Source organism: Halorubrum sp. SD626R, from assembly GCF_001261915.1.
Taxonomy (GTDB): Archaea; Halobacteriota; Halobacteria; order Halobacteriales; family Haloferacaceae; genus Halorubrum.
Window position 1 is genome coordinate 1 of sequence record NZ_CVRT01000113.1, and the last position, 2881, is coordinate 2881.

At 69.6% G+C, this 2881-nt stretch carries 3 protein-coding genes; 1 reads left to right on the forward strand and 2 read right to left on the reverse strand.

The window, feature by feature from the left end:
- Window positions 1–430: aconitase family protein (locus SD626R_RS11870; RefSeq protein ID WP_255310160.1), on the reverse strand; the 430-nt coding region annotated here is incomplete at its 3' end.
- A 265-nt stretch (window positions 431–695) separates the two neighbouring features.
- Here SD626R_RS11870 and SD626R_RS11875 point away from each other — a divergent pair.
- A complete protein-coding gene (locus tag SD626R_RS11875; protein WP_092566569.1) occupies window positions 696–1169 on the forward strand; it encodes a deoxyuridine 5'-triphosphate nucleotidohydrolase in 474 nt (157 codons plus the stop codon).
- Between the two features lie 287 nt (window positions 1170–1456).
- On the opposite strand, the gene SD626R_RS11880 is transcribed toward SD626R_RS11875, so the two are convergent.
- Window positions 1457–2833, reverse strand: coding sequence for an LLM class flavin-dependent oxidoreductase (locus tag SD626R_RS11880; RefSeq protein WP_092566570.1), 1377 nt, complete (start codon window positions 2831–2833; stop codon window positions 1457–1459).
- Window positions 2834–2881: the final 48 nt, after the last annotated feature.

The following is a 2881-nucleotide window of genomic DNA, read 5'->3' on the forward strand; positions in this document are numbered from 1 at the left end:
TCGCGACGGCGATGTCGAGGCCGCCCGCGCCGATCGCGAGCTGGCCGAGCCCGCCGGGGGTCGGCGTGTGCGAGTCGGAGCCGAGCAGCGTCTTGCCGGGCGCGGCGAAGTTCTCCTTGTGGACCTGGTGGCAGATGCCGTTGCCGGGACGAGAGAAGTAGGCGCCGTACGTGCCGGCGGCGGAGCGGAGGAAGCGGTGATCGTCGGTGTTCTTGAAGTCGAACTGATACGTCTGGTGGTCGCAGTACTGCGCGGCGAGCTCCGTCTGGACCTCGTCGAGGTCCAGCGCTTCGAACTGGAGCCACACCATCGTCCCCGTGGTGTCCTGCGTCAGCACCTGGTCGATCTCGATGCCGATCTCCTCGCCGGGCGTCAGCTCGCCCTCGACGAGATGGTCACCGAGGATCTTCTCCGTAATCGTTTGTCCCATATCATCCGCACGTGGCCCTCCCGTGGATATAAAACCCGCGAGTTTCCCGAAAGATCGACCGTGTTAGACCCGCCGAATCGGCAGTTCTTGGGGGATTACCGGCGAGGTACCGTCCCTCGTGTGAGGGGTAGACGTAACGAGAGTATAAGGCTCATAAAGGCCGTTACCGGCCGAATTGGCCGGATTCCCGACGCGAAGGCGGACGGGCCTCTCCCCCGCGGCAGCGTGCGACACCGTTTAGGCTCGCCCGCGGGTTCGGTCGGGCATGTTCGACTCGGGAGCGACGGTCGCGGCGGCGCTCGAAGCCGGCGACGCCGACCTCGATGACGCGCAGCGACAGCCGAACGGCGTCGACCTCACGGTGGGCGAGGTCTTCGAGCAGACGACGCCCGGTCGGATCGGCCGGGACGGGAAGGGCGTCGGCGAGCGCGAGCCGGTAGCGACCGAGGACGGGGCGTACCGGCTGGAGGCCGGGACGTACGTGGTCCGGTACGGCGAACCGGTGCGGATCCCGGACGGGCGGATCGGGTTCGTGCTCCCGCGGTCGACGCTGCTGCGGAACTCCTGTACCCTCGATACCGCGGTCTGGGACGCTGGCTACGAGGGCGTCGGCGAGGGGCGCCTCGACGTCGGCCATGCGATCGAAGTCGAGCCGGGAGCGCGGATCGCGCAACTGGTGCTCGCCGAGGCCGACCACGACGGGACGTACGAGGGCGCGTACCAAGAGGAGAACCTCTAGGGGCGTCGCTCGTCGGTGTGAAAGGAACGAACGCCGCCCCGTGCCGGGAAAAGGTGGCACGGGCGCGGCGTTCAGTAGGTCCCCGCTGACGCTTCGGCCCTCCAAGCGAAGCGTCACATGATGGAAGCGGTGGAATCCACTTAAGCGTAGTGGGGGCGGCAGCGCTGACGGGCAACCGTTCGGTGGCCCCGTTCGACGGCGCCGGCGCGAGCAGGTGGGGGGGAGATCGTGCTGTCGTCTCGTCGGGGGGTCGAGCGGCGCCCTCGATCCGTGGGGGCCAAGCCGCGCTACCGCCTCGCCGGGTGGTCGTCGCGGAGCCGGGACTGGCCCGGACCGAGCAGTCGCTCGCGGAGGGTGCCGTCGCCGCGAGGGGCGTCGCCGGCGTCGGCGGGATCGGGAACGAGCCCGCGCTCGCGCAGCTCCGGCACCACGAGGTCGACGAAGTCCGTCAGCGAGTCGGGGCGGACGACCTCCTTCACGTTGAACCCGTGGACGCCGACCTCCTCGTGCCAGTACGCCAGCTCGTCGGCGATCACTTCGGGAGTGCCGACGATCTTCGGGGAGGTGGTGCCGAGCCCGCAGAACTCCGCGACCTCGCGGACGGTCCACTCGCGGTCCGGCTGGGCCTTCGTGAACGCGTTCATCGTCCCCTGGATCGCGTCCGTCTCGATGTGCTCGACCTTCTGGTCGGGGTCGAGCTCCGAGAGGTCCATGTCGAGGAACCCGGAGAGGAGCGCGAGCGTCGCCTCGACGTCGACGTGGCGCGTGTACTCCTCGTACTTCGCCTCCGCGAGTTCCTGCGTCTCGCCGACGACGGGAACGACGCCGATGAAGAACTTCAGGCTCTCGGGGTCGCGACCGCGGTCGGCCGCGCGCGACTTCACGTCGGCCATGTACTCGCGGACACCCTCCTCGGTCGGCTGGCTGGCGAAGACGGCCTCTGCGTTCGCGGCCGCGAAGTCCCGCCCGCGGTCGGAGGAGCCGGCCTGATAGACGACCGGGGTCCGCTGCGGCGAGGGCTCGCAGCCGTGGGGGCCGGGCACGGAGAAGTGCTCGCCCTCGTGGTCGATCGGCGACACCTTCTCCGGGTCGGTGTACCGCCCGGACTCGCGGTCGACCTCGACGGCGTCGTCGTCCCACGACTCCTCCCACAGCTCGTAGCAGACGTCGAGGAACTCGTCGGCGCGGTCGTAGCGGGTCTCCTTGTCCATCCGCTCGTCGAGCCCGAGGTTCTCGGCGGCCGACTGCAGATAGGAGGTGACTACGTTGATCGCGACTCGGCCGTCGGTGAGGTGGTCGAGCGTGGAGAACTCCCGCGCGAGCTGGTACGGGTGGGTGTACGTCGTCGAGCGCGTCACCGCGAACCCCAGGTCCTCGGTCACCTCCGCCATCGCCGGGACGACGAGCTGCGGGTCGCTCGCGGGCGTCTGGACCGCCTTCTCGACCGCGGTGTGGCGGTCGTCGCCGTAGACGTCGTAGATCCCGCGCACGTCGGCGAAAAAGACCGCGTCGAAGCCGCCGCGCTCGGCGGTCCGCGCGACCTCGGTCCAGTACTCCCGGTCGGTGTACTCCGGCGAGCGGTCGCCGGGGTAGGTCCACGACCCCGGCGAGACGTGCTCGACGGAGGCCATGGTGAAGAGGTTGAGGTGCAGGCGGTCGGACATGGCGCCGCGTAGGCGGCCGAGGCGTTCGAGCGCATCCTCGCGGGCGAG

Coding starts and splice junctions, on each gene's coding strand:
- SD626R_RS11875 (WP_092566569.1), top strand. CDS start 696: ATGTTCGACTCGGGAGCGACGGTCGCGGCGGCGCTCGAAGCCGGCGAC.
- SD626R_RS11880 (WP_092566570.1), bottom strand. CDS start 2,833: ATGTCCGACCGCCTGCACCTCAACCTCTTCACCATGGCCTCCGTCGAG.